At 70.0% G+C, this 24105-nt stretch carries 22 protein-coding genes, 1 pseudogene and 1 riboswitch; of the genes and pseudogenes, 9 read left to right on the top strand and 14 right to left on the bottom strand.

Going from position 1 to position 24105, the window contains the following annotated elements:
• Positions 1-26: 26 nt before the first annotated feature.
• Complete coding sequence (locus G4X40_RS15625; RefSeq protein ID WP_277833778.1) at positions 27-797, top strand: hypothetical protein; 771 nt, start codon at positions 27-29, stop codon at positions 795-797.
• 94 nt (positions 798-891) lie between these two features.
• On the opposite strand, the gene G4X40_RS15620 is transcribed toward G4X40_RS15625, so the two are convergent.
• The 7 genes from G4X40_RS15620 to purD all read right to left on the bottom strand — a co-directional run bounded on the left by G4X40_RS15620 (position 892) and on the right by purD (position 9154).
• Positions 892-1494 carry a TetR/AcrR family transcriptional regulator gene (locus G4X40_RS15620; RefSeq protein ID WP_277833777.1) on the bottom strand — a complete coding sequence of 201 codons (603 nt, stop codon included), beginning with the start codon at positions 1492-1494 and terminating at the stop codon, positions 892-894.
• On the bottom strand, positions 1491-2651 hold the full coding sequence (locus tag G4X40_RS15615; RefSeq protein WP_277833776.1) for an aminotransferase class I/II-fold pyridoxal phosphate-dependent enzyme: 1161 nt from the start codon (positions 2649-2651) through the stop codon (positions 1491-1493). The genes G4X40_RS15620 and G4X40_RS15615 overlap by 4 nt, the downstream gene beginning before the upstream one ends.
• Before the next feature lie 53 nt (positions 2652-2704).
• Complete coding sequence (locus G4X40_RS15610; protein WP_277833774.1) at positions 2705-4360, bottom strand: FAD-binding dehydrogenase; 1656 nt, start codon at positions 4358-4360, stop codon at positions 2705-2707.
• On the bottom strand, positions 4357-5022 hold the full coding sequence (locus G4X40_RS15605) for a TetR/AcrR family transcriptional regulator (RefSeq protein WP_277833773.1): 666 nt from the start codon (positions 5020-5022) through the stop codon (positions 4357-4359). Before G4X40_RS15605 ends, G4X40_RS15610 begins: the two co-directional genes overlap by 4 nt.
• Before the next feature lie 122 nt (positions 5023-5144).
• Positions 5145-6713, bottom strand: coding sequence for a GMC oxidoreductase (locus G4X40_RS15600; RefSeq protein ID WP_277833771.1), 1569 nt, complete (start codon positions 6711-6713; stop codon positions 5145-5147).
• Positions 6714-7010: 297 nt separating this feature from the next.
• Positions 7011-7892, bottom strand: a complete 882-nt coding sequence (locus G4X40_RS15595) for a PhzF family phenazine biosynthesis protein (protein WP_277833769.1) — start codon at positions 7890-7892, stop codon at positions 7011-7013.
• A complete protein-coding gene (gene purD, locus G4X40_RS15590; RefSeq protein ID WP_277833767.1) occupies positions 7889-9154 on the bottom strand; it encodes a phosphoribosylamine--glycine ligase in 1266 nt (421 codons plus the stop codon). The genes G4X40_RS15595 and purD overlap by 4 nt, the downstream gene beginning before the upstream one ends.
• A gap of 109 nt (positions 9155-9263) precedes the next feature.
• Here purD and G4X40_RS15585 point away from each other — a divergent pair, with 109 nt between their 5' ends.
• A complete protein-coding gene (locus G4X40_RS15585; RefSeq protein WP_277833765.1) occupies positions 9264-9653 on the top strand; it encodes a hypothetical protein in 390 nt (129 codons plus the stop codon).
• Between the two features lie 24 nt (positions 9654-9677).
• Here G4X40_RS15585 and G4X40_RS15580 read toward each other — a convergent pair whose 3' ends face one another.
• Together G4X40_RS15580 and G4X40_RS15575 are read right to left on the bottom strand one after the other, a co-directional pair.
• Complete coding sequence (locus tag G4X40_RS15580; protein ID WP_277833763.1) at positions 9678-11747, bottom strand: glycosyltransferase family 39 protein; 2070 nt, start codon at positions 11745-11747, stop codon at positions 9678-9680.
• Positions 11744-12997, bottom strand: coding sequence for a dolichyl-phosphate beta-glucosyltransferase (locus G4X40_RS15575; protein ID WP_277833762.1), 1254 nt, complete (start codon positions 12995-12997; stop codon positions 11744-11746). The genes G4X40_RS15580 and G4X40_RS15575 overlap by 4 nt, the downstream gene beginning before the upstream one ends.
• Positions 12998-13124: 127 nt before the next feature.
• On the opposite strand from G4X40_RS15575, the gene G4X40_RS15570 reads away from it, so the two are divergent.
• Positions 13125-13553: an HIT family protein gene (locus tag G4X40_RS15570; protein ID WP_277833761.1), complete on the top strand. Its 429-nt coding sequence runs from the start codon at positions 13125-13127 to the stop codon at positions 13551-13553.
• Positions 13554-13615: 62 nt separating this feature from the next.
• Positions 13616-15046, top strand: a complete 1431-nt coding sequence (locus G4X40_RS15565; RefSeq protein ID WP_408642229.1) for an aldehyde dehydrogenase family protein — start codon at positions 13616-13618, stop codon at positions 15044-15046.
• Here the strand turns inward: G4X40_RS15565 and G4X40_RS15560 are convergent.
• Together G4X40_RS15560 and G4X40_RS15555 are read right to left on the bottom strand one after the other, a co-directional pair.
• Positions 15018-16553 (bottom strand): sensor histidine kinase, encoded by a 1536-nt coding sequence (locus G4X40_RS15560; RefSeq protein WP_277833758.1) that lies wholly within the window; start codon positions 16551-16553, stop codon positions 15018-15020. The two genes, G4X40_RS15565 and G4X40_RS15560, sit on opposite strands and share 29 nt — an antisense overlap.
• Positions 16550-17257, bottom strand: a complete 708-nt coding sequence (locus G4X40_RS15555) for a response regulator transcription factor (RefSeq protein WP_277834155.1) — start codon at positions 17255-17257, stop codon at positions 16550-16552. Before G4X40_RS15555 ends, G4X40_RS15560 begins: the two co-directional genes overlap by 4 nt.
• Positions 17258-17386: 129 nt before the next feature.
• A riboswitch (guanidine-III (ykkC-III) riboswitch) is annotated at positions 17387-17449 on the top strand.
• Positions 17450-17465: 16 nt separating this feature from the next.
• On the opposite strand from G4X40_RS15555, the gene G4X40_RS15550 reads away from it, so the two are divergent.
• Positions 17466-17786 (top strand): DMT family transporter, encoded by a 321-nt coding sequence (locus tag G4X40_RS15550; RefSeq protein ID WP_277833756.1) that lies wholly within the window; start codon positions 17466-17468, stop codon positions 17784-17786.
• Positions 17787-17861: 75 nt separating this feature from the next.
• Positions 17862-18770, top strand: a complete 909-nt coding sequence (locus G4X40_RS15545; protein ID WP_277833755.1) for an ABC transporter — start codon at positions 17862-17864, stop codon at positions 18768-18770.
• A gap of 20 nt (positions 18771-18790) precedes the next feature.
• Here G4X40_RS15545 and G4X40_RS15540 read toward each other — a convergent pair whose 3' ends face one another.
• Together G4X40_RS15540 and G4X40_RS15535 are read right to left on the bottom strand one after the other, a co-directional pair.
• Positions 18791-20539, bottom strand: coding sequence for a chloride channel protein (locus tag G4X40_RS15540; RefSeq protein WP_277833753.1), 1749 nt, complete (start codon positions 20537-20539; stop codon positions 18791-18793).
• Entirely contained in the window at positions 20536-21012 is a 477-nt protein-coding gene (locus tag G4X40_RS15535) for a MarR family winged helix-turn-helix transcriptional regulator (RefSeq protein ID WP_277833751.1), read from the bottom strand. The genes G4X40_RS15540 and G4X40_RS15535 overlap by 4 nt, the downstream gene beginning before the upstream one ends.
• Positions 21013-21230: 218 nt before the next feature.
• On the opposite strand from G4X40_RS15535, the gene crcB (G4X40_RS15530) reads away from it, so the two are divergent.
• Genes crcB (G4X40_RS15530) through G4X40_RS15520 form a run of 3 tightly spaced genes read left to right on the top strand, consistent with a single transcriptional unit; the run spans position 21231 to position 23100 of the window.
• Entirely contained in the window at positions 21231-21629 is a 399-nt protein-coding gene (gene crcB / locus G4X40_RS15530; RefSeq protein WP_277833749.1) for a fluoride efflux transporter CrcB, read from the top strand.
• The gene (gene crcB / locus G4X40_RS15525; protein WP_277833747.1) at positions 21626-21991 is read left to right on the top strand and encodes a fluoride efflux transporter CrcB; all 366 of its coding nucleotides are present in this window, start codon (positions 21626-21628) and stop codon (positions 21989-21991) included. The genes crcB (G4X40_RS15530) and crcB (G4X40_RS15525) overlap by 4 nt, the downstream gene beginning before the upstream one ends.
• A complete protein-coding gene (locus G4X40_RS15520) occupies positions 21988-23100 on the top strand; it encodes a DUF190 domain-containing protein (RefSeq protein ID WP_277833746.1) in 1113 nt (370 codons plus the stop codon). The genes crcB (G4X40_RS15525) and G4X40_RS15520 overlap by 4 nt, the downstream gene beginning before the upstream one ends.
• Before the next feature lie 84 nt (positions 23101-23184).
• Here G4X40_RS15520 and G4X40_RS15515 read toward each other — a convergent pair.
• Positions 23185-24051: pseudogene (locus tag G4X40_RS15515) on the bottom strand (esterase/lipase family protein); the annotation flags it as partial.
• Positions 24052-24105: the final 54 nt, after the last annotated feature.

Raw genomic sequence — 24105 nt, 5'->3', positions numbered from 1 at the left:
TCGACATCTGACAAGGACTGCCGCACATGACCCATCTCGTCACGCGCCGCGCCGCCACCCTCGTCGCGACCGCGGCGCTCGCACTGGCCGCCGTCGGCGCCGGCTCCGGCATCGCCTCCGCCGCCGGGTCGTCGATGCCCGGGACCGGATCGACCAGCACCCCCGGTGAGGTGACCACCCAGCCCACCAGCGCCACCAAGCAGACCAGCAACATCAAGGTCCAGCGCTCGGTGTCGGCCGGTTTCGTCGCGCCGGGGCAGAAGGTCACCTACACGACGACGTTCACGACCACGGGCACCCCGGACCGCTACATCGCCAGGATCCGTGACGTGCCGCCGACCGGTTTCCAGTACGTCACCGACTCGGCGACCGTGGATGCCTGGCACGCGATCGGCGGGCAGAAGACCGAGAAGGTGCCGGTGACGCTCGACAACGACGGCACCGTCCTGGTGCAGAACTCCGGCGGGTGGCTGATCTCGCCGATCAGCAACAAGGCGCTGACGCTGAGCGTGAGCTACTACGTGCCGCAGAACGCGCAGATCGGCAAGACCTACGACAGCGGCGTCACGTTCGACGTGAACCTGTTCTCGACCAGCCAGATCATGAACCCGATGGGCGTGTTCACCACGGTCCGCAACTCCAGCCCGGGCGAGGCGAGCGGTACCGGGTCGACCGCACTCGGCTTCGGCTCCGCCGACGGGTTCGCGCCGATCCCCGGATCGTCCGCGATCAACGACCCGTCGGGCTTCTTCGCCGGGATCATCGACCAGGTCATCAAGGACCAGACCGGCAGCTAGCAACGACTTTTAGGGAGCGAGGCCCGGCCGCCGCAGCGGTCGGGCCTCGTCGTCGTTCGGCGGTCCGGCAGTCCGGCAACCCGGCAACCCGCCACTACCCCACCGGCGGGGCGAGCACGTCGATGACCGAGAGCAAGGCGTCCCGGACAGACTCGCGCGGGTGCGCATCCGCTTCGATCATCGAGCCGAGCATGGTCCCCTGCGCCAAACGCAACAGGTTGCGCAGGTCCTCCCGGCTCGCGCGGCGACCCGACCGGCGGATGACGTCGGCCATCAGGTCGAGGAACTGCGAGGCCAGACGGGCATGCACCGCAAGCACTTCGGGATAGCGCGCGCTGGCCGCGAGGCGTTCGCACCGGGCGACGATCGGCTCACGGTCCGGGTCGTCGTCGGCGCCGATCAGCGCCGTGACGATCAGATCGACGGTGGCACGCGCGCCGCGACGCCGGCGGGAAACCGAGTCCACCTGATCCCGGATCGCGGCCAGTTCGGCGACCGCACTCGATTCCACCGCTCCGGCGATCAGGTCGTCGAGCGAGTCGAAGTAGTAGGTGGTCGACGCCAGCGGAACCCCGGCACGTTCGGCCACAGCGCGATGCCGGACCGCCTCGAAACCTCCCTCGCGCAACAATTCCGCCGCGGCTTCGATCAGTTGTCGGCGGCGCCGCTCGCCCTTCGATGTCGTTGTCGCACTCACCGGTCCATGATCCCCGACGCGAGCCGATTCAGTGCCGTCTCCACCTCATCGGTCGCACCCGCGAAGCACATCCGCACCGTCGTGCTGCCGTGCACGGTGTCGAAGTCGATACCCGGGGCCAGCGCAACACCGGTGCGGGACAACATATCCGCACACCATGCGGTCGAATCGTCGGTCAGGTGCCCGATGCCGGCGTAGACGTAGAAGGCCCCGTCCGCGGGCGCGACCTCGGTGACGCCGAGCCGGGGCAGACCGGCCAACAGCAGATCCCGGTTGACTGCATACCGGCGCACGTGCGAGTCGAGTTCGGTCCGAGACTCGGCCGTGAAGGCCTCGACCGCGGCGATCTGGGAGATCGCGGGCGGACACACGGTCATGTTCGACGCCAGCCGCTCGACCGCCCGGTGCAGCGACCGCGGCACCAGCATCCACCCGAGCCGCCATCCGGTCATCGAGAAGTACTTGGACACCGACCCGACGACCACCGCGTCGTCGGTGATCGCCCGCGCGCTCGCGGTGACCGTGTCGCCGAAGGCGATACTGTGGTAGATCTCGTCGGAGATCAGCAGCGTGCCGTGCTCCGTGCACCAGTGCGCGAGCGCCGCCAGTTCGTCCGCCGCGATGACCGTACCGGTGGGGTTGGCCGGGCTGGCGACGATCAGGCCGGCGGGCGGCCGGTCGAGCGCCTCGAGCATCGCCACCGTCGGCTGGTACCGGGTGTCCGGGCCGCAGTCGAGTTCGAGCACCCGGCAGCCCAGCGCCGCAAGGGTGTTGCGGTACGCCGGATAGCCCGGCCGCGCGACCGCCACCGTGTCCCCGGCCTCGAACGCGGCCAGGAAGATCAGGGTGAACGCGCCCGAGGACCCGGTGGTGACGACCACGTCGTCGGCATCGACCGGCACGCCCGACTCGTCGCTGTGGTACTGCGCGATTGCCTCGCGCAGCGCGGGGATGCCGAGGGTCTCGGTGTAACCGAGCAGGTGCGAGTCCAGCGCCGCCCGGGCCGCGGCGAGCACCGGGGCGGGCGCCGAGGTCGACGGCTGTCCGGCCGCGAGCGTGATCACGTCGCCGTGGAGTCGTTGCCGCTGCGCCGCCGCTTTCCACACGTCCATCACGTGGAAGGGGGCGATGCGCGCGCGGGACGACTCGGTTCTCATGACCTCGACGCTAGCGCCCGCCCCGGCGCCGGGGCGAGTCGATCACGGCACCCTCAGAGCCGGCGCGCCAGCGCCCGCCCGGCGGCGCGGCCCGAGAAGATGCATCCGCCCAGGAACGTGCCCTCCAGCGCCCGATAGCCGTGCACGCCGCCGCCGCCGAACCCGGCCACTTCACCGGCCGCGTACAGTCCGTCGAACGGTGTGCCGTCGGGGCGGATCACCTGCGAATCGAGGTCGGTCTCCAGACCACCGAGCGTCTTGCGGGTGAGCAGGTGCAGCTTGACCGCGATCAGCGGGCCGTTGCGCGAATCGAGGATGCGGTGCGGCTTGGCCACTCGAACGATCTTGTCGCTCAGATACTGTCGCGCCGCGCGGATCTGCGCGACCTGGAAGTCCTTGCTGTAGTTGTTGCGAACCTCGCGGTCGCGCGCGATCAGTTCGCGCTCGATGTCCTCGAAACGCAGCAGCGGCTCATCGGTCAGCGCGTTCATCCCGTCGACCAGATCCCGCAGGTTGTCCTTCACGACGAAGTCGACCCCGTGGCGCTTGAACGCCTCGATCGGCCCGGGCGCACCCTTCTTGACTCGCTGCAGCAGCAGCTTGAGGTCCCGGTTGGTGAAGTCCGGGTTCTGTTCGGATCCGGAGAGTGCGAACTCCTTCTCGATGATCTGCTGGTCGAGCACGAACCAGGTGTACTCGTGGCCGGTGCGCAGGATGTGCTCGAAGGTGCCGAGGGTGTCGAATCCGGGGAAGTTCGGCGACGGCAGGCGTGTCCCGGCGGCGTCGAACCACATCGACGACGGCCCGGGGATGATCCGGATGCCGTGGCCGGGCCAGATCGGATCCCAGTTGGTGATGCCCTCGGTGTAGTGCCACATGCGGTCGCGGTTGACGATGCTGCCGCCGGCCGCCTCGGCGATCCCGAGCATCCGCCCGTCGACGTGGGCCGGTACGCCCGTGAGCATGTGCGCGGGCGGCGTCCCCAGCCGCGCCGGCCAGTTTCTCTTCACCAGTTCGTAGTCGCCGCCGATGCCGCCCGACGTCACGACCACCGCCTGCGCCGTGAACTCGAACTCCCCCACGGCCTTCCGTGAACTGGCGACGCCGCGGGCCGCGTCGGACTGCTCGAGCACCGTGCCGCGCACACCGGTGACCGCGCCACCGTCGACCACCAGCTCGTCCACCTGGTGCCGGTGCGCGAACCTGACCAGACCACGCCGCTCGGCATCGCGCACCCTTCGCAGGAACACCTCGACCACCCCCGGCCCGGTGCCCCAGGTGATGTGGAAGCGCGGCACCGAGTTGCCGTGTCCCAGAGCCGCTCCCGCACCGCGTTCGGCCCAGCCCACCGTCGGCATGACGCGAAGTCCGAGGTCGTGCAGGTAGCGTCGCTTCTCGCCCGCCGCGAATTCCACATAGGCCTGCGCCCATCGGCGCGGCCAGAGGTCCTCGCGGTCGCGGTCGAAGCCGGCGCTGCCGAGCCAGTCCTGCATGGCCAGGTCGTAGGAGTCCTTGACGCCCATCCGCCGCTGCTCGGGGCTGTCCACCAGGAACAGCCCGCCAAGCGACCAGAACGCCTGGCCGCCGACGTTCGCCGGGTTCTCCTGGTCCACCACCAGAACCCGGCGTCCGGCCGCGGTCAATTCGTGGGTGGCGACCAGACCGGCCAGACCCGCTCCGACGACGATGACCTCCGCATCGACCTTCACTCCCGATCCCCTTCCACCGGTTCGCTGTACGACGTGAGAACCCGGACGAACAGGTCCCGCCGCAAGTCCCACACCCGCGCGTCGTCGGGTTCGACGAGACATTGCACGCTCGTGCCGTCGTGCACGGCGACCAGTGCCCGACCGAGATCCGCCGGGTCGCCGAGGATGCGGCGCCCGCCCGCGGCCAGCAGGCGCCGCACCACCTGCACCAGCGCAGCGGTGATCGCCTGCTCGCGGGCCGCGAGCGCCTTCTTGAGCGAGGGTGTGCGCAGCGCGTGCGCGGTGAACTCCGCATTGACGCGATACCAGCGGTCGTCGACCGGCACGGCGTCGGCCATCTGCGTGGTCACGGCGGCGAGCATGTCGTCCGCCTGGGCGGCGGCGCCGGCTGCGGCGACGCGGTCTGCGGCGGCGGTGAAGTCCTCCACAAGTTGCCGGGAGCGCTGCTCCCACATGGCCAGGAACATCTCGTCGAGCGAGGCGAAGTTCGAGTAGAAGGCGCCGCGCGTGTAGCCGCCGCGCTCACAGACCTGCTCGACGGTGGACCTGCCGAAACCGTTGTCGGCGAACACGTCCAGCGCGGCGTCGAGCAGACGCTGCCGGGTCTCGGCGCGACGGCGGGTGACCCGCTTGGCCCCGGGCTGGTCGGTTCTCGGCGTCATCGTCCACTCACCTCCGCGCTGCCTGCACTGCCGACTACACGATACAGCGGTGTATTGGATGCGCGGATGCATGCGAAGGCCGCGGTGGTCGGGAACTGCCCGACCACCGCGGCGTGCGAACGTCAGTGCAGGTCGTTCGCGATGATGTTCTCGATGTTGCGCTCGGCGAGCGCGGTGATCGTGACGAACGGGTTGACGCCGGTGCTGCCCGGGATCAACGAGCCGTCGATCACGTACAGCCCGGGATAGCCCGGCAGCCGGCCGTAGTTGTCGGTGGCCTGCCCGAGCACGCATCCGCCGAGCGGGTGGTAGCAGAAGTCGTCGCCCCAGGTCTTGTAGACGCCGAACAGGTCGGTCCGGTAGATCGTGCCCTGCTTCTTGTTGATCGTGTCGAATACCCGCTTGGCCGCGTCGATCGACGGCTGGGTCCACCCCGACTGCCAGTTCAGCACGGACGCCCCGCTCGACTGGTCGAAGGTGAAGGTGCCGCGGTTCGGGTTCTTGGTGATCGCCAGGTACAGACTGACCCACGTCTCGATACCCGAGGGGAACGGGGCGATCTCGGCGAAGACCGGGCCGTTCGGGTCGGCCCAGTTGTTGATCCCGAGGGTCGGGATGGCCGACTGCAGCGTGCCGGTCGGATCCCAGCCCTGGTTGGCGCGGGCCACCATCACGTTGCCGTTGTTGCCCCAGCCGGCGCCGACCGCGGACGGCAGGTTCGGCAGCGCGCCCTGAGCCTTCATGGACACCAGCAGCTTGCTGGTCCCGACGCTGCCGGCCGCGAAGAAGACGCGGTCGGCGGTGACGGTCTTCTGCGCCACCACGTTGCCGTTGACGTCGTTCTGCGTCATCTGCACGGTGTAGCCGCCGCCGGTCGCCGCCGGCGCGACCTTCGTGACGGTGTGCAGTGTCGAGATGCTCAGCTTGCCGGTCGCCGCGGCGGCGGCCAGGTACGTCTTGTCGAGCGACTTCTTGCCGTAGTTGTTGCCGAAGATCACCTCTTGGGCCAGCGCGGACCGCGGCGCCGTGTTGGCCTGCTCCTGCTTCATGTAGTTGAAGTCGTAGACGTTCGGGATGAACTCGGTCTTGTATCCGGACGCCTCGGCGGTCTTCTTTCCGACCCGCGCGAACTGGTAGCACGCGGCCGACGACCACCAGCTCTGGTCGACGCTGTTCACCCCGAGCATCTGGTTGGCCCGCGGAAAGTACGTCGAGTACATCTGGCCCGCGTCGACCGACGGCAGGATCTCCTGGAAGTAGCTCTGCTGCGGGGTCACGGCCATCCCGCCGTTGACCAGCGAACCGCCGCCCACTCCGCGGCCCTGGTACACGCGCATGTTGGCGAAGTGCTCGGACGCCAGCACCCCGGCGTCGCTGGGAATGGCCTTGTCGATCGACCCGCCGGAGAAGTAGTCCGTCGGCATGTCTGTCTTGCTGCGGAACCAGAACGACCGGCCGTCCGGCTTGATCATGTTGCAGAAGACTTTCCCGTCAGAACCCGGGGCGTTCCAGTTCTGACCCATCTCGACCATGGTGACCGGAATGCCGGCCTGGGTCAGTCGCAGCGCGGTCACCGCACCGCCGTAACCGCTGCCGATCACCAACGCCGGCACCCGATCACCGGTGGCGAGCATCTTTCGCGGCGCGGCCGCGGCAGCGGTCCACAGCGACGGCAGGGCGAGCGCCCCCATCGCGGCCCCCGTGCCGATCAAGAACCGCCGGCGCGAAACCGGTCCGAATGCCCCCGCCGAAGATGAAATGCGCTTGCCCATGGGACCTCTCAAGTTGCTGTGTGCTGCATGGAGATTCCGTTATAGGCGCGTGAAGGCGTCGCGCCGTCGGCTACCGGCCGGTACTGTTCCCGGTCACTGGGTCGGCGGGGCCAAACCGTGCGATACCACTAGTTGAATCCGTAAACAAACCGTTCAGGCGGTTTCCTTTGACGCACATCGGGTTTCGACGACAAACCACACTTGTTGTCCGACCGGTCAGGTCAGGCCCGGGACCGCCGCCACGCCCTCGGAGAAGCGGATGCAGTTGCCGGTCAGCTCCACTCGCGCCCCGTCGACCACGCGGCAGCGCACGGTGCCGCCGCGTGCGGACAGCTGCCGGCCGACCAGCTCGGCCTTGCCCGATCGTTGCGCCCACAGCGGCGCGATCTGGGCGAACGCGGAACCCGTGACCGGGTCTTCGGAAACCCCTGCGCGCGAGCCGAACCACCGGCAGACGAAGTCGAATTCGCTTCCTCGACCGCCCGCCGTGACCACGACGCCCCGGGTGTCGAGCCCGGCGAGCACCGCCAGGTCCGGTGCCAGCTCACGCACCGTGGCCGCGTCCTCGAGGACGTACACCAGGTCCATGCCCGCATAGGCCTCGGTGGCGGAGGCTCCCAGGGCGGCCGTCACCACCGGGTCGATGTCGGTGACCGCCAACGGGACCGCCGGCAGGTCCATCGTGAACCCGCCGTGCGGTCCACCCTCGCCGGCACGGTCGACGTGCAGCCATCCGCTGCGGGTCCACAGCTGCACCCGGGTTGCGTCCGGATGCACGCTGTCCAGCAGGTACGACGCGGCGGCGAGCGTCGCATGCCCGCACAGGTCGACCTCGATCGCGGGCGTGAACCAGCGCAGGTGGTAAGCGGGACAGCCCGGTTCGGGGGCCTCGACGCCCTCGGGCAGTGCGGCGACGACGAAGGCGGTCTCGGACAGGTTTTTCTCGGCGGCGATCCGCTGCAGCAACTCGTCCGCGGGCCAGTGCGGCAGCGGCATGACCGCGGCCGGATTGCCCTCGAAGAGCGCGTCGGCGAACGCGTCGATCTGGATGATCGGCACGGTCGTCGACGGGAGATGCTTCGAGGACGTGGTGTTCACCCCTGTGCAGCGATGCTGATCCGGCCCTGCTCGGCGGCCAGACCGATGTCGCTACGGAAGTGTCCACCGGGCAGCTTGATCCCGGCCAGACGCTCGTAGGCCTGGGCCCGCGCAGCCGCCAGATCGGTGCCGGTCCCGACGACGCTGAGCACCCGGCCGCCCGCGGACACCAACGCCCCCTCGTCGTTTCGCGTCGTACCGGCGTGCAGCACGCCCTCGGCGTCGGCGCCGGTGATCACGTCGCCCAGCCGGGGCCGGCCCGGGTAGTTCTCGGCGGCCAGCACGACGGTCACGGCCGCGCCGTCCTGCCAGCGCAGCGGCTCCGCATCGGCGAGCGTGCCGGTCGCGGTGGCCTTGAGCAGTTCGCCGAGCGGCGACTCCAGCAGCGCGAGCACCGCCTGGGTCTCGGGATCGCCGAAGCGGCAGTTGAACTCGACGACCGCCGGGCCGTTCTGTCCGATCGCCAGGCCCGCGTAGAGCAGGCCGCTGAACGGACAGCCGCGGCGGGACATCTCGGTCGCCACCGGCTGCACGACCTCGTCCACGATCTGCTGCACCGTCGCGTACGGCAGCCACGGCAGCGGCGTGTACGCGCCCATGCCACCGGTGTTCGGTCCGGCGTCGCCGTCGCCGACGCGCTTGTGGTCCTGCGCCGGCAGCAGCGGCACCACCGTCTCGCCGTCGACCAGGCAGAACAGCGACACCTCGGGACCGTCGAGGAAGGACTCCAGCAGTACCGGATGGCCGTTCTCGAGCAGCTCGGCGGCGTGGTCGCGCGCAGCGCTGCGATCGGTGGTGACGACGACGCCCTTGCCGGCGGCCAGGCCGTCGTCCTTGACGACCCAGTTGGGGCCGAAGCGGTCGAGCGCGGCATCGAGCTCGGCGGGGTTGTCGACGACCTCGCTGTGCGCGGTGCGCACGCCGGCTGCGGCCATCACGTCCTTGGCGAACGCCTTGGAGCCCTCGATCCGGGCGGCCGCCGCGGACGGCCCGAAGCAGGCGATCCCGGCTGCGCGCACGGCGTCGGCCACGCCGACCACCAGCGGCACCTCGGGGCCGATGACGACGAGATCCGCAGCGACATCGCGGGACAGCGCCACCACGGCCGGGCCGGAGGCGACGTCGACCTGATGCTGCTCGGCGAGCCGCGCGGTACCGGCGTTGCCGGGCGCGCAGAACAGGCCGGTGACCGACGGGTCCCGGCTCAGCGCCAATAGCAGGGCATGTTCACGGGCACCGGATCCGATGACGAGTACGCGCACGGGGTCCAGACTACGGTGCCGCGACCGCCGCCCGCGCAGGCACCGTGACCGATCGACGGGTCCGGGCCGCTACGCTGCACCGGCCCGTCCACGTCAGCAGAGGTGATCCGTGAAACGACTGTCCGCAGTGCTCGCCCTCACCGCATGTGCCGCGTTCGCTGCGGGCTGCTCGAGTTCGTCACCGGCCACGCCGTCCACCGGTACCGGCACACCCGCGACGAGCACCGGCGCCGCGACCGGTCACCCCGTGCCCGCCTCGGCCACCCGCTCGGCGCGGCCCACCTCGACGACGGCCGGCGCACCGATCGAGCGGACCACGTGCGGTCACTTCCTCACACTGACCGACCCGCAGCGCATGGACGTCGTGCGCCAGATCCGCGCGCAACTCGGCGGCAGCCCGGGCGACGACGCCTCCACCCGCTCCGGGGTCGAGGTGATCGCCGGTTACTGCGCGGCGGCGCCGGCGGACACGCCGATCTCGAAGGCGTACTCGTACTGATCCGGTCGGCTCCACACTGCGGAGTCAGCCCCGCGGCGCGATCAGGTCGTACACGCTGATCCCGTCGACGGTGCGCTCGATGAAGTGGGCCTGCACCCAGTCCGTGATCTGCGTCGACGCATCAGAGCCCTCGCGTTGTCCTCCGCCGAACATCTCGAGCATGCCCTGCATGCCGCCGCCGATGAAGTAGTGGATCTTGCCCGCGCGCACGTACTGCTGGAACTGCGCGAGCGTCGGTGACGGGTCGGTGCCGTTGAAACCGCCGACCGCCATCACCGGCAGTCGGGTCGCCAATTGGTAGCCGGAGGCGACCTGCGATCCGACGGTGGCGGCGACCCAGGTGAAGTGGCCGGCGTCGGCCTCGAGCAGCGCGGTCGTCTGAGCGCTGGGCCTCGACGCATCGAGCAGGCTGCCCGCTGCCCCGCCCATCGGCGGCCCGCCGCGACCCGCCGCCCCCGGACCGAACCCACCCGGACCGAACCCACCCGGCGGGCGACCGAACCCCATGCCACCGAACCCCATGCCACCGAAACCCCTGCCGCCGAAACCCCTGCCGCCGAAGCCCGGCGGCCGACTGTGGTGTCCACCGCCGAACCCGAACTCGCCACGGACCTGCGGTCCCGCGGACGGCATCGAGCCCTCGTGCGGCGTGGCGATCGAGTCGGCCGCATATGCCGCCGGGCCCGCCAGCCCGGTGACCAGCGCCGCCAGCACCCCGATCAGAGCGACCCGCGAGGTCACCGCCCAGCTCCCGGCCACGATCAGCGCCGCGAGCACGCCGATCACCACCACCGGCCAGCGCAGCCACGGAACGAAGTCCGGCGTGCGCCCGAGCAGTGCGCACGACCACACGGCGGTGACCACGATCGTCACGGCCAGCACCACCCGCACCCACGGCCGTGCACGCCGCTGCCAGAGCCAGACCGACCCGGCGCCCACGAGCGCGGCGACCGCCGGTGCCAGCGCGACCGTGTAGTACGGGTGGAAGATCCCGGACATGAAGCTGAACGTCAGGCCGGTCACCAGCAACCAACCGCCCCACGCCACGAACGCGGCCCGCGGCAGATGCGTGCGGGGCGCCCGGCCGCACAGCACGATCCCGGCGACGAGCAGGATCAGCGCGGCCGGGATCAGCCACGCGATCTGTCCGCCCTGCGCCGGCTCGAACATCCGCCCCAGACCGGAGCTGCCCCACATGCCGCCGCCGGGTCCACCACCGGGACCCTTGCCGCCGAAACCCCCGACACTCCCCTTCTCGTCGCCGGTGAGCCGGCCGAAACCGTTGTAGCCCAGGGTCAGGTCGAGAACCGAGTTGTTCTGGGAACCGCCGATGTACGGACGCGACGATGCGGGCCACAGCGCGACCACCGTGAGCCACCATCCCGCGGCGACGATCATCGCGCCGAGCGCGGCCAGCAGTTGCCACAGCCGCGCACCGAGCTTCGGCGGCCCCGCCAGCAAGTAAGTACAGGCGAGTGGCGGCACGACCAGCATCACCTGCAGTTGCTTGGTCAGGAATCCGAATCCGACGAACATCCCGCACAGCACCAGCCAGCGGGTGCGGCCGTCCTCCACGGCGCGCAGCACGGCCCACACACCCGCGATCATCAACAGCACCAGCAGCGCGTCGGGGTTGTTGAAGCGGAACATCACCGCGGCGATCGGGGTGAGCGCCAGGCACAGCCCCGCGAGCAGGCCCGCCTCGTCGCCGAACTGCCGTCGCACGGTGGCCCACAGCAGCGCCACGGAGGCGACGCCGATCAGGGCCTGCGGGACCAGGATGCTCCATGGGCTGAGCCCGAACAACCGGACCGACAGGTCCATCACCCACAGCGACATCGGCGGCTTGTCGACGGTGATCGAGTTGGCGGCATCGGACGAGCCGAACAGCATCGCCTTCCAGCTCACCGATCCGGCCTGCGCCGCAGCCGAATAGAAGGCATTGGCCCAGCCGGAGGCCGCGAGATCCCACAGGTACCCCACCGCGGTGCCGATCAGCAGCACGGTCAGGGCCCAGAGCTGCCACCCGACCCGGCGCTGCGCCGGTGCCGGGTCGGCGAGATGCGGTGGCACGACCGGGACGGTCGCGGTCACGACGGCGAATCAGCCTGTGCGGCAGTCTCCGCCGGCGCGTGCCGGAACACGAACCGAAGTCCGATGAACCGGATCAGGGTGGCGACCAGGTTCGCGATCACCAGCACCGCCAGTTCCACGTGCTTCGGCGCACCCGGGACCGCGCTGTGCAGGACGAACAGCGAGCCGCTGGTCAGCAACAGTCCGAGCCCGAACACGACGAGCCCCTGCAGTTGGTGTTTGGCCGCGCCCTGCGCGCCGCGCACGCCGAACGTGAACGCCCGGTTGGCGGCCGTGTTGCCGATCGCGGTGATCAGCAGCGCGACGAAGTTCGCGGCCTGTGCACCCATCACCGGGTGCAGGCCCAGGTACAGCAGCGCGTACGCGAGGGTGCTGATCACGCCGACCACGCCGAACCGCACCAGCTGCCCGACCATGCCGCGCGGCACACCGCTCACCGCGACCGGTTCGCGTCCCAGCGCCGCCCGCAGTTCCGCCACCGGAAGCGCGCCGGTCGTCAACGCCCGTCCGACCCGCACCACGCCCTTGAGGTCCGCGACCGCGGTGGCAACGATGTCCACCGTGCTGTCCGGGTCGTCGACCCAGTCGACCGGCACCTCGTGGATGCGCAGGCCCGCCCGTTCGGCGATCACCAGCAGCTCGGTGTCGAAGAACCATCCGGTGTCCTCCACCAGCGGCAGCAGCCGCCGCGCAACGTCGGTGCGGATGGCCTTGAAGCCGCACTGGGCATCCGAGAACCGGGCGTGCAGCGCACTGCGCAGGATCAGGTTGTAGCAGCGCGAGATGAATTCGCGCTTCGGTCCGCGCACCACCCGCGAGTCGCGGGACAGCCGGGTGCCGATCGCCAGGTCCGAGTGCCGCGAGAGCAGCGGCGCCACCAGCGGCATCAGCGCGTTGAGGTCGGTGGACAGGTCGACGTCCATGTACGCGACGACGGTCGCATCCGAGGCGCCCCACACCGCGCGCAGCGCACGGCCGCGGCCCTTCTCGTCGAGGTGCACCACCCGGACCTCGTCGAGTTCGGCCTCGAGCCGGCGCGCGACCGTCATGGTCGCGTCGGTGCTCGCGTTGTCCGCGATGGTGATGCGCGCCGAGTACGGGATCTCCGTGCGGACGTGCGCGTGCAGCCGCCGCACGCACCGCTCGAGATCCTTCTCCTCGTTGTACACCGGGATCACCAGGTCCAGGGTGGGCGCGGCGACTGCGCGCGGCTGCGCCGTCTCGGCTACTTCCAACGAGTTCGTCGTCATGCTGCAAGCCTGGGACCTGGAAATTTGTCGGCCCTTGGTTCTGCCTAGCAGCTTGCTGTGAGAGGGCCGCCCACCCGGGTCCGGTCCCCGTTGGCGGATTCACCCGGGATGGTCGATGCTCTTGGTCATGGCATCGGTATTCAGCATGATCATCTCCGGCGAGCTGCCCGGCCGATTCGTATGGCAGGACGACGACGTGGTCGCGTTCCTCACCATCGCCCCGGTCGCGGGGGGCCACACCCTCGTGGTGCCGCGGCAGGAGGTCGACCAGTGGCAGTCCATCGATCCGGCACTGTTCGCCCGCTGCAACGAGGTCGCCCAGTATGTCGGCCAAGCGGTGCAGTCGGCCTTCGAGGCGCCCCGCATCGGCATGCTCATCGCCGGGTTCGAGGTTGCGCACGTGCACCTGCACGTCTTCCCCGCCTGGGACATGTCCGGGTTCAACCTGGCCAAGGCCGATCCGAACACGCCGGCCGAGGTGATGGACGAGGCCCTGACCAAGCTGCGCGCAGCGCTGCGCGAGGCCGGACACGGCGAGTTCGTCCCCGCCGACTGAACCTTCCCGAGCAAATGCTTGATCGTTAGGCTGGCCGGGTGAGCACCGATCAACTCGAGCAGATGTTCGCCCGCCAGCGTTCGGTCTTCGTCGCCGACGGCTTCCCCGACGCCGCGATCCGACGCGAGCGCATCGACCGGCTCGAGGCGATGCTGCTCGACGGGCGCGAGCGTCTCTGCGATGCGCTCGCGCTCGACTACGGCACCCGGCCACAGGCGCTGTCGTTGGTCGCCGACGTCATCAGCGGGCTGAACGAGATGGCGTACATGCAGAAGAACCTCGAGCGCTGGATGCGGCCGGAGCGCCCGAAGCCGTTGGCGCGGTTGGCCGGCGTCACCATGGAGGCCCATCCGGTCCCACTCGGTGTCGTCGGCATCATCGGCCCGTGGAACTTCCCGCTGCAATTGGTCGCCCAACCGGCCGCCGCCGCGCTCGCTGCCGGCAACCGCGTCATGCTGCGCCCGTCGTCGACGACGCCGCGGATGACGCAGGTGCTTGCCGAGCTTGCGCCGCGGTTCTTCTCGGCCGACGAACTGGTGGTGGTCACCAAGGAGATCGCGTCCGGGGCCGAGTTCGCCGCGCTGCCCTTCGACCACCTGTTCTTCACCGGCTCGACCGCCACCGGCAAGCAGATCCAACGGGCCGCGGCGGAGAACCTGACACCGGTCACCCTCGAACTGGGCGGCAAGAACCCCGCCGTCGTCGCACCGACCGCCGACATCGACCGCGCCGCAACGCGCATCGGGGCGGCCCGGATGGTCAACAGCGGGCAGACCTGTCTGTCGCCGGATCTGGCCTTCGTCCCCGTCGGCCACGTCGAGAGCTTCGTCGACGCGCTGATCGGCAGCTGGCGCGACCGGTACCCGCGGGTCGCCGACAACGACCAGTACGTCTCGATCATCGACGAGCAGCAGTACCGGCGTGTGCTCGACGTGCTCGACGACGCCGCCGCGAAGGGCGCGACCATCCGGTCCGCAGCCCCGGACGGCGAACTGCTGCCGGCGGCGGCATCCCGCAAGATCGCGCCGACCGTGGTCACGGGGGTCACCGACGCGATGCGCATCGCCGACGAGGAGATCTTCGGGCCGGTACTGGCGGTGCACGGCTACGAGGACATCGCTGAGGTCATCGACTACCTGGGCGGCCGGCCGAGCCCGCTGAGCAGCTACTGGTACGGCGACGACGACCACGACTTCCGGCGCTTCTTCCGCAGCACCCGCTCGGGAAGCGTCAACCGCAACGACTTCGGGCTGGTCAACGCCATGCACCACCTGCCGTTCGGCGGGGTGGGACGGTCCGGGATGGGCTCGTACCACGGCAAGTTCGGCTTCGACACGTTCTCGCACCTGCGGCCCATCGCCGCGCACGGCTTCCCGTTCTCACTGGCCTCGATCATCGCGACGCCCTACTCGCCGACGATGACGAAGGCGATCGTGCGCTACGCCGAACAGCAGCGCAAGGCTGTCACGAAAAGGCTTGCCCGGCACCGCTGACCGCGTCGCAGTCCCCGTCGGCCCCGTCCTCATCGGCCCCGTCCGAATCGGACGGACCGACGGAGCCGGCGTCCGGGTGTCCGGGTCCGTGCGGGCGTGGCAGCGTCACCCGGAACGTCGCACCGCGGCCGGGTGCGCTGTCGAGGGTGACCGTGCCGTCGTGGGCGGCGACCAGCGCCGCGACGATCGACAGCCCCAGCCCGGTGCCGCCGCTCTCGCGGGTCCGCGACGTGTCGGCGCGGTAGAAGCGTTCGAAGACGCGCTCGGCGTCCTCGGCGCTCAGGCCCGGACCGTTGTCGGCGACCTCGAGGAACGCCTCGGTGGCGCCGGTCCCCACCCGGATTGTCACAGTCGCCGAGACCGGCGTGTACCGCAGGGCGTTGCTGACCAGGTTGCCGAGCACCTGGCGCAGCCGGGCGTCGTCGCCGAGGACCTCCGGGGTGCCGGGCCCGTCGACCACCTCGAGCCGGATGGTGCGCACCGGGTCGACGGCCTTCGCGTCGTGCACGGCATCGGTGGCCAGCACCAGCAGGTCGACAGGCAGCCGTTCGAGCGGCCGCTGCGCGTCGAGCCGGGCGAGCATCAGCAGGTCCTCGACCAGGATGCCCATTCGCGAGGCCTCGCCCTCGATGCGCTTCATCAGCAGACCGGTGTCGCGGGCGGCCCCCTGTCGGTAGAGCTCGGCGAACCCGCGGATGGTGGTCAGCGGCGTGCGCAATTCGTGGCTGGCGTCGGTGATGAACCGGCGCATCTTCTCCTCGGACCGGCGCGCGGCCGCCTCCGACTCCTCGGTGGCGGCGAACGCGCGCTGGATCTGGGTGAGCATGCCATTGATCGACTTGAACAGCCGACCGACCTCGGTTCCGCTGTCGCCCTCGGGAACTCGGCTGTGCAGGTCACCCTCCGCGATGGCTGCGGCGGTCTTCTCCACCTCGGTCAGCGGTTCCAGGCTGCGCCGCACCACCAGGTAGCCCAGACCGCCGAGCACGACCAGGACGGCGCTGCCGATGAGCAGTTGCAGCCAGATCAGGTGGGTGACGGTGTCGTCGACGTCGGTCAGTTCGATGGCCACCGTGGCGATGCCGTAAGTCGAGCGGGTGGTGACCGCACGCCAGCGGGCGTTCGAGTCGTCCGCCGAACCGATCGTTACCGGGGTCGGGCCGACATCACCGTTCGCCGGCAGCAGCGGCTCGGCGGATCCGTCGTTGACGACCTGCTTCGGCGAACCGTCGGTGGGGATGATCTGCACGAAGAACGGCGTCGGCGGGCGCCCGGGACCGGGCCGGCTCTCCGGCGGGATCACCCGGAACTCGCGATGCGGCTTGGCCCAGCCGTCCGCCGCCCCGAGCAGCTGCGCATCGGTGCGCGAGATCAGCGAACTGCGCAGGGCAGAGGTGACCGCGAACCCGGAGGCCAGCAGACCCAGCCCGACGAGCACGAGCAGGGTGGCGACCAGTGTGACCCGCAACGGAATCCCGCGCGACCACCGGTGCGCCCGCTGGGTCATCGCGGCTCGCGCAGGACGTACCCGACGCCACGCAGGGTGTGGATCAACCGCTTGTCCCCCGTGTCGATCTTGCGGCGCAGGTAGGAGACGTACGACTCGACGACATTGACCTCGCCGCCGAAGTCGTAGTGCCAGACGTGATCGAGGATGCGCTGCTTGCTCAGCACCGTCCCCGCGTTGACCATGAAGTACCGCAGCAGGGTGAACTCGGTCGGCGACAGCGAGACCTGCACCCCGTCCTTCCACGCCTCGTGGGTGTCCTCGTCGAGGACGATGTCGGCGAAGCACAGCTTGGACGACTCCGGAGCGGCCGAGGACTTGCCAGTGCGCCGCAGGATGGCCTCCAGTCGCGCCATGACCTCCTCGAGGCTGAACGGCTTGGTGACGTAGTCGTCCCCGCCGAGGGTCAATCCGGTGACCTTGTCCTCGACTGAGTCGCGCGCGGTCAGGAACAGGGCGGGCGCATCCATGCCGTCGCCGCGGAGCCGACGCAGCAGCCCGAACCCGTCCATGCCCGGCATCATCACGTCGAGGATGACGACGTCGGGGCGGAAACTTCGCGCCCTGTCGAGGGCGCTCGGACCATCGGCGGCGGTCTCGACGTCGTACCCGACGAACTGCAGACTGACCGAGAGCAGTTCGACGATATTGGGTTCGTCGTCGACCACGAGCACCTTGGCGCCCTTGGCCGTGGAAGGGTTCACTACGGCGGCATTGGCTGAGGTCACGCTTTCCATTCTGCCGACTTCCGCTGTGTCCGGCCTGGTCACTTCCTGTGAGTACTCTGGGAATTCTCACAGACTTGACTCGGAGCGTCTCCGCCGGTACTGGTGAAGACGTCGACCCGACCCCCGGACGAGGTGCGCCGTACCCGGTCAGCGAAAAGACGGCGCTTCAGGAGGCGGCCTCGTCATGGCTTGGGTCACTTTGTTGTTGGCAGGAGTCCTCGAAGCGGTGTGGGCGACAGCGCTCGGCAAGTCGCACGGCTTCACCCGGCTCGCGCCGTCGCTGATCTTCGTCGTCGCACTGGTGCTGAGCATGCTGGGCCTCGCCCACGCCACCCGCACCCTGCCGGCCAGCACCGCATACGCGGTGTGGGTCGGGATCGGGGCGTCGCTGACCGTCGCGTACGCCATGATCACCGGTTCCGAGTCCGCGTCCGCGCTCAAGATCGCCTTCGTCGCGGGGATCGTGGTCTGCGTGACCGGCCTGCACCTCGTGTCCCAGTCCTGAATCACCCCGTCCCGAGCACTCCGGTCCCGGGCCGAAGGGCTGGGACCACACCGGCGGTGACGATAAGGTCTGCGCATGGGTTTGATGGACGTGTTCACGCTCCCGGTCCGGGTGACCGTCGCCGCGACGCAGGCGACGCTCGGGATGGGGCAGTTGGTCGCGCCCGACGGCCCGATCCGCCGTAAGGGCGGATACGCCGACCAGTTCGCGATGGTGCTCGGCCCTGGCGGCCTCGTCGAACAGCTCACCCGGACGCTCGCCGACCCGAACGGCCCGGTCGTGCTGCTGCAGCGGCTCACCGCGGTCACCTCCGACGACCGCCCGCTCGGTCGCGCGCTGGCGCCCGGCGGGGCGCTCGACCGGGTCCTCGCCGAGGACGGCGTCGTCGAGCGGTTCACCAGCCCGGGCGGCTCGGTCGACCGGATCCTCGCCGAGGGCGGCCCGCTGGACCGTCTCATGCAGGACGGCGGCCCGCTGGACCGGCTGCTCCAGCGCGAGGGCCTGATCGACCGGCTGGTCGCCAAGGACGGTCCGATCGACAAGTTCACCGAGCCCGGCGGCCTGATCGAGCGCGTTCTCGCCGAGAACGGACCGCTTCAGCAGTTGTTCGCCGAGGGCGGTCCGGTCGACCGGCTGCTCGCCAGCGGCGGCGCTCTGGATCGGGTCACCGAGGAGGGCGGACTGCTCGAGCGGGTGCTGCGCGAGGACGGTCTCGCGCAGCAGCTTCTCGAGGACGGCGGCTTCCTCGAGAAGCTCACCGCCGAGGGCGGCACCCTCGACCAGCTGCTCGAGCTCGGCGACACCCTCGAGTCGCTCAAGGAACTCGAGCCGACGCTGCTGTCGCTGCAGGAGACCGTGCTGGCACTGAACCGGGTGGTCGAGCCACTGACCGACCTGGTCGCGCGCATCCCCGGCACCCGCCGCAAGCGCCCGATCCGCGGCAGCGAGGTCTACACCCAGATCGAGCACGACCCCTCGGCCTGAGCGTCGCTGTCGTCGCCGGCTCACGCAGGATCGAACGGTTCGGGCGCCTCGTGACCGCGTGTCTCGTGGCGGCGCGGCGGGGGCGGTCCGGGGTCGGGGACGGTCCCCCGCAGTCCGGCCGGCCGCATCAGCAGCCGCTCACGGTGGCGCTCCTCGGTCAGATCGTGCAGCCGGGCCTCCAGCAGGTTCGTCAGCGTGATCATCCCGACCGGTTCCCCGTCCTCGACGACCGGCGCGACCGACACGTGGTGCTCGGCGAACTCGTACGCCACGTGCCGCAGGGTGTCGTTCGTGCGGACCACCACCGCCGGCGCGGCGGTGCCGTCCTCGTCGAGCAGCCCCCGGGCCCGCACCACCGCGTCGGGGTCACTGCTCATCACCTCCTCGGCAAAGAAGGTCTCCAGCGGGTCGGTGGAGTACTCGCGGGTCAGGTGCAGCCCGCGACGCGAGATCTTCTCGGTCAGCACCGACCGCTTGAGCACCAGCACCGAGAGCGTGTAACCGGCGGTGGAGGCGATCAGCAGCGGCAGCGCGGCGCCCCACACGTGGGTCAGCTCGAGGGTGAAGACGACGCCGGTCAGCGGGGAGCGCATCACGCCGCCGACCACTGCGGCCAGGCCGAGCATCGCCCAGAAGCCGGGGATCATCGCCGGGAAGAGCATGCCCTCGAGGGCGCCGAGCGAGCCGCCGATCATGAACACCGGCGCCAGCACGCCGCCGGAGGTCCCCGAGCCCAGCGACCCGGACCAGATGATCGTCTTGACGAACAGGATCCCGAGGATCAAGCCGAGGGTGGCCTTGCCGGTGAGCAGCTCGTCGATGACGTCGTAGCCGACGCCGAGTGCACGCGGTTCGATCAATCCGCCGATGCCGATGATCACGCCGCCGATCGCGGGCCACCACATCCAGTGGATCGGCAACCGCCCGAAGCCGTCCTCCGCCTTGTAGACCAGCCAGGTGGCGACCACCGCGAGCAGGCCGCCACTGACGCCGACGACGACGGCGAGCAGGTTCGCGATGGTGGTCACGTGCAGGCCGGCCGCGTCGACGGGGAAGATCGGCCCGGTGCCGATCAGGTAGCCGCGGACGACGGTGGCCACCGCGACCGCGGCGACCACCGGGGTGAAGCTGCGCGGCCGCCACTCGAACAGCAGCAGTTCGACCGCCAGCAGCACCGCGGCCATCGGCGAGTTGAAGGTCGCGGCCATCCCCGCCGCGGCGCCCGAGACCAGCAGCGTCTTGCGTTCGTCGGCGGTCAGGTGCAGGCTCTGCGCGAGGATCGAGCCGATCGCCCCGCCGGTCATGATGATCGGGCCCTCGGCGCCGAACGGTCCACCGGTGCCGATGCTGACCGCGGCCGAGATCGGTTTGAGCACAGCCACCTTCGGCTGCACGGTGCTGCCGCCGGTGAGAATCGCCTCGATGGCCTCGGGCATGCCGTGGCCCCGGATCTTCTCGGAACCGAACCGCGCCATCAGCCCGACGATCAGGCCGCCGACGATCGGGGCCGTGAGGATCAGCCACCACGGATCGTGCGCGCCGCTGGGGGCGACCAGCGCGGTGTCCACCCGCTGATAGAAGACGAGGTTGGTGACCAGCCCGATCAGTTTGAGCAGGGCCCACGCCGCCAGTCCGCCGAAGGCTCCGACGACCAGCGCCCACGCCGTCACCATGAGCATCCGCGGTTTGACCGAGAAGTCGCCCAGGTACGCCGCCCGGCTCTCGTGGCGACCGCCGTCGGCCGCGGCGGTGGCCCTGCCCCCGGTCACAACGGAACCGGCCCGTGCAGGTCAGCCGTGTACTCCTCGCCGACGACCTGGTGGAAGTGCTCGAGTCCGGCGACCGTCTGCGCCAGTTCGCCCGGGGCGAGCCGGGACAGGATCCGGGACAACTCCCGGTGCCGCCAGTCGAGCACCTTGTCGACGACGTCATGACCATGCGGACTCAACTCGAGGGTCACCACGCTGCGGCTACGCGGATCCTCGCCGCGCAGCACGTGCCCGGAGGCGTGCAGGCGGTCCGCGAGCCGGGTCACCGACGACGCACCGAGGCCGAGCGCCTCGGCCACCCGGGACGAGGCCACACAGCCGAGATCGTTGAGCGCGAGCATCATTCGGAACTGCGGCAACGACACCTCACCGTCGAGGATCTCCAAGCTGTGCAGCGCCACCCCGATCAGGTCGCGAGTGGCGGTCTGGAAGGCGTTGATCTCGGGGTCGGTGGGCTGGTGCGCGGCAGACATGGCACAAGTATTGCACTGCGCAAATGTTGAGAGTCGTCGTTGCCGAAACTGCCGGTCACCGGTGACCGGCGGGGCGACATCGGCGGCGGAAACCCCTGGCGGTTACCCTGATGCGGTCACTCGGACACCCGGCGGTGGGGCTCGCCGGAACCAACCGCGGTCCTCGCGCCGCCAACGGTCCCTACCCAAGCGTTTCGTTGCATGGGCAGGAGGAACCGATGGCCGGATACGACCGGCGGGAACTGGCGGCGATCTTCGTGGGCGGCGCCGTGGGCACCGCGGCCCGCGCCGCGCTGGGCACGGTGCTGGTGAGCAATCCGCACGGCTGGCCCTGGTCGACGTTCGTCGTCAACATCGTCGGCGCGGCGCTGCTGGGCTATTTCTCGACGAGGCTGCAGGAGCGCCTACCGCTGTCGAGTTACCGGCGGCCGATGCTGGGCACCGGGGTCTGCGGCGGCCTGACCACGTTCTCGACGATGCAGGTCGAGACGGTGCTGATGCTGCAGCACGGCGAGTACCTGCTGGCCTCGTCCTATGTGGTGGCGAGCGTGATCTGCGGACTGCTCGCGGTGCACCTGGCGAGTTCGGCGACGCGTCGCGTGCGGGTGCTGGCATGAGCGTGGCAATCTGGGCGGGCGTGATGGTCATCGGCGGCTGCGGCGCGGTGCTGCGTTTCCTCGTGGACTCCACGGTGTCCCGGCGCACCGGGCGCGGATTCCCCTTCGGCACACTGGCGGTCAACATCAGCGGCGCGGTCGCGCTGGGTCTGGTCACCGGCCTCGCGCTCGGCCACACAGCCACGCTGCTGGCGGGCACCGCGGCGGTCGGCGCCTATACGACGTTCTCGACCTGGATGTTCGAGACCCAGCGGATGAGCGAGGAACGCCGGCTTGCCGCCGGGGCGCTCAACGTCGTGCTCAGCCTCGCGGCCGGCCTCGCCGCCGCGGCCGTGGGCCACTGGATTGGAGGGCGGTTGTGAGTGACGGACACGGCGCGACGGGACCGCTCCTGACCGACGGGTTGAAGCTGACCGCGTATTTCGGTGAGCGGCAACGGACCTCGGAGGGATTCCTGGCCGACGCGATCGTCGGCAGGTTCACCGAACAGCAGGTCGCCGCGTCGGTGGTGCTCCGCGGGGTGGAGGGCTTCGGCGTCAAGCATCGGCTGCGCACCGACCAGTTGCTGAGCCTGTCGGAAGACCCGCCGATGGCCGCCGCCGCCGTCGACACGACCCCGCGCATCGAGAAGCTGCTGCCGGCGATCGGCGCGCTCGAACACCGCGGGCTGGTCACGCTGGAGCATTCCCGGCTGCTGCGCAGCGCACCCGCGACGATCGAGCTGCCCGAGGATCTCCACGAGGCGGCCAAGGCGACCATCTACCTGGGCCGACACGAACGGTGTTCGCGCCGGCCGACGTTCGTCGAGGTCTGCGAGTTGCTGCATCGGCGCGGCGCCGCCGGGGCGACCGTCCTGCTCGGCGTCGACGGCACGGTCGCCGGTCGCCGCGAACGCGCGAGGTTCTTCTCCGGCAACGCGAACGTGCCGCTGATGGTCCACACGATCGCCCCCGGACCGCTGATGGCCGAGGTGCTGCCTGAGGTCGCGGCGCTGCTGCACGAACCGATGATCACGCTCGAGCGGGTACGGGTCTGCAAGCGCGACGGCACGCTGTTCGACCGCCCGCACCCCTTACCTGCGACCGACGCCCACGGACTTCCGTTGTGGCAGAAGCTGATGATCTACACCGACGAGTCCGCACGGCACCAGGGCATGCCGATCCACCGCGCACTGATCCGGCGGCTGCGGCAGATCTCCCCGGCGCGGGGCGCCACCGCGCTGCGAGGGATCTGGGGATTTCACGGCGACGACCGACCGCACGGCGACAAGCTCTTCGCGCTGGGGAGGCACGTCCCGGTGACCACGGTGGTCATCGACACCCCAGGGAACATCGCCGCCGTGTTCGACGTGGTCGACGAGCTCACCGCCGAGCACGGGCTGGTCACCAGCGAGATGGTGCCGGCGCTTGCGGCGCTCGGACCCGACGGCGACCCCCACGGTCTGCACCTGGCGCGCCACCGCTACCCGTGAGCGCGGCACGAACACGCATGGCACGGGCTGCGGATGCTGCGGATCGAGCGCGTTGAGCACGTATCCGGCGGCGACCGGCGATCCGGCGATCGCCATGTGGTCGGAGTAGTCCTGGCTGCAGTTGTCCTGCACGACGATGTTGGTCGTATGCGGACCGGGGACCTGACCGCTCGTGTACGGCACCACGAACTCGTCGTACCGGGTGGAGATGTTGGTGTAGGTCACGCCCGGCGCGTACGGGCCGCCGTCGGCGTTCATCTTCTTGATCAGGTTCGAGCCCGAGGCCATCTCCAGACAGGACGGGCACAGCTTGCCCATCGTCGCATCGGTCACCGGGGTCAGGCCGAACTGCTTGACCCCGGCCAGGATCTCGCCGGCGCCGAACGCATCGGTGCCCTCCCACAGCGGCGCGAGCGAGACGTACTTGTCGACCTTGGGCGCACCACCGAGGAACCGCACGTAGTAGTTCGGCATCAGCGTGCCCTGCGAGTGGCCGACGAAGTCGACCTTGCTCGCCCCCGTCGCCGCGAGCACCTTGTCGACGAAGACCGAGAGTTGCTGCGCGCTCTGCTCGATCGGCATCATGCCGCCGATCGCACTGACCGGCCACGGGGTGCCGGGCAGCGCTCCGTACGTCAGGCCGAACACGCAGTAGCCCGCGTTCTTCAGCAGCGGTACGTAGGTGCCCCAGTTGGTCTGCACTCCCCCGGCGGTGCCGTGCAACAGGATGACCGGCTCCGGATGCGCCGCGGTCGGCTTGCAGTTCCAGTCGTTCTCACCGGGCAGCGATCCGCCCGGGTGGAGCAGCTCCGGACCGATGCCGGAGAAGAAGTTGTACGGCACCGGGACGGGCGCCGGCGCCGGGTCCGCCCCGGCGATCGCAGGCGCCGCCAGCGCCGACGCGACGAGCGTCAACGCGGCCACGACAACGGACACATACCACTTACGCATGGGACCCCCGGGCGACGATTCGATGTACGAGGCGGCCAACCTAACACCGGCCTC

Origin of the sequence: Speluncibacter jeojiensis, from assembly GCF_029589495.1 — a bacterium.
Taxonomy (GTDB): domain Bacteria; phylum Actinomycetota; class Actinomycetes; order Mycobacteriales; family Mycobacteriaceae; genus Speluncibacter; species Speluncibacter jeojiensis.
This window is presented reverse-complemented; position numbering and strand designations above follow the sequence as displayed.

Excerpts from the sequence above, each read along its gene's own strand:
- G4X40_RS15605 (WP_277833773.1), bottom strand. The coding sequence starts at position 5,022 with ATGACGCCGAGAACCGACCAGCCCGGGGCCAAGCGGGTCACCCGCCGT.
- crcB (WP_277833749.1), top strand. The coding sequence starts at position 21,231 with ATGGCCGGATACGACCGGCGGGAACTGGCGGCGATCTTCGTGGGCGGC.
- G4X40_RS15550 (WP_277833756.1), top strand. The coding sequence starts at position 17,466 with ATGGCTTGGGTCACTTTGTTGTTGGCAGGAGTCCTCGAAGCGGTGTGG.
- G4X40_RS15615 (WP_277833776.1), bottom strand. The coding sequence starts at position 2,651 with ATGAGAACCGAGTCGTCCCGCGCGCGCATCGCCCCCTTCCACGTGATG.
- G4X40_RS15625 (WP_277833778.1), top strand. The coding sequence starts at position 27 with ATGACCCATCTCGTCACGCGCCGCGCCGCCACCCTCGTCGCGACCGCG.
- G4X40_RS15565 (WP_408642229.1), top strand. The coding sequence starts at position 13,616 with ATGTTCGCCCGCCAGCGTTCGGTCTTCGTCGCCGACGGCTTCCCCGAC.
- crcB (WP_277833747.1), top strand. The coding sequence starts at position 21,626 with ATGAGCGTGGCAATCTGGGCGGGCGTGATGGTCATCGGCGGCTGCGGC.
- G4X40_RS15535 (WP_277833751.1), bottom strand. The coding sequence starts at position 21,012 with ATGTCTGCCGCGCACCAGCCCACCGACCCCGAGATCAACGCCTTCCAG.
- G4X40_RS15570 (WP_277833761.1), top strand. The coding sequence starts at position 13,125 with ATGGCATCGGTATTCAGCATGATCATCTCCGGCGAGCTGCCCGGCCGA.
- G4X40_RS15560 (WP_277833758.1), bottom strand. The coding sequence starts at position 16,553 with ATGACCCAGCGGGCGCACCGGTGGTCGCGCGGGATTCCGTTGCGGGTC.
- G4X40_RS15600 (WP_277833771.1), bottom strand. The coding sequence starts at position 6,713 with ATGGGGGCGCTCGCCCTGCCGTCGCTGTGGACCGCTGCCGCGGCCGCG.
- G4X40_RS15545 (WP_277833755.1), top strand. The coding sequence starts at position 17,862 with ATGGGTTTGATGGACGTGTTCACGCTCCCGGTCCGGGTGACCGTCGCC.
- G4X40_RS15575 (WP_277833762.1), bottom strand. The coding sequence starts at position 12,997 with ATGACGACGAACTCGTTGGAAGTAGCCGAGACGGCGCAGCCGCGCGCA.